Raw genomic sequence first — 753 nt, forward strand, 5'->3', positions numbered from 1 at the left:
TGCACTCGCCCTACTCAGACCATGTAGTGGATCAGGTGTCTCACGTCAGCCTGACAGAGAGGGCAGCTCCGAGTACAGGAAGCCTGGCAGTGAGGGCACCACCACGTCGAACGCGTCGGCGGGGTCGCCGCCGTGGCGAGCGGGGTTGGTTAGACGGTCGACCAGCGGCAGCATCTCCACGAAGCTGCTGGGCCAACCGTGGCTCAGGATCAGCGGCAGCGGTGCGGGGGCGCCTTCCGGACGCGTCCCAAGTACGCGAAGGAAGTGCATGCGCCGGCCGCCGATCTGGGCCTGGTAGTGCGGCAGTGCGTTGAGTTCGGCTTCCCGGGCACGCCAGTCGAACCCGTCCAGCCAGTAGGACACCAGGTGCCGCAGGTAGTCAGGGTCCGTGCCGGCCTGCCACGGCTGGTCGCCGCTGCGGTCGGCGAAGCGGGCGCGGGCCAGTCGTGCCCGAAGGTCGTCGAGTACCTGGTCGGATACGTCGATACGGAACGGGGAGTAAGTCATTGTTCCTCCGGTTAGGAGGGCGCTCCCCGACGCGAAGTCAGCGGACAGGGACAGCCGGGTGGAGCGCCCAGACGTGGCATTGGGTGTTCACCGGGCTCACCTCCCCTCATTGCTGACGCGGATCATCGTACACATCCTCTTGCCACCCAGGCGCATGGTCCACGACGCCCAACAAGCCCGAACTGTCGGCGCTCACGTAATTCCCCAGCTGTAGCGGTCTGACGCTCACGTAATTCCCCACCCGGT

At 66.3% G+C, this 753-nt stretch carries 1 protein-coding gene; it reads right to left on the reverse strand.

Annotated features, from left to right (window positions below; translation table 11 throughout):
• Positions 1 to 45 precede the first annotated feature (45 nt).
• Positions 46 to 507 carry an epoxide hydrolase N-terminal domain-containing protein gene (locus tag V6V89_RS41520; RefSeq protein ID WP_334625244.1) on the reverse strand — a complete coding sequence of 154 codons (462 nt, stop codon included), beginning with the start codon at positions 505 to 507 and terminating at the stop codon, positions 46 to 48.
• Positions 508 to 753: the final 246 nt, after the last annotated feature.

Source organism: Micromonospora sp. CPCC 206061 (assembly GCF_036906915.1).
In the GTDB taxonomy this organism is placed as follows: domain Bacteria; phylum Actinomycetota; class Actinomycetes; order Mycobacteriales; family Micromonosporaceae; genus Phytohabitans.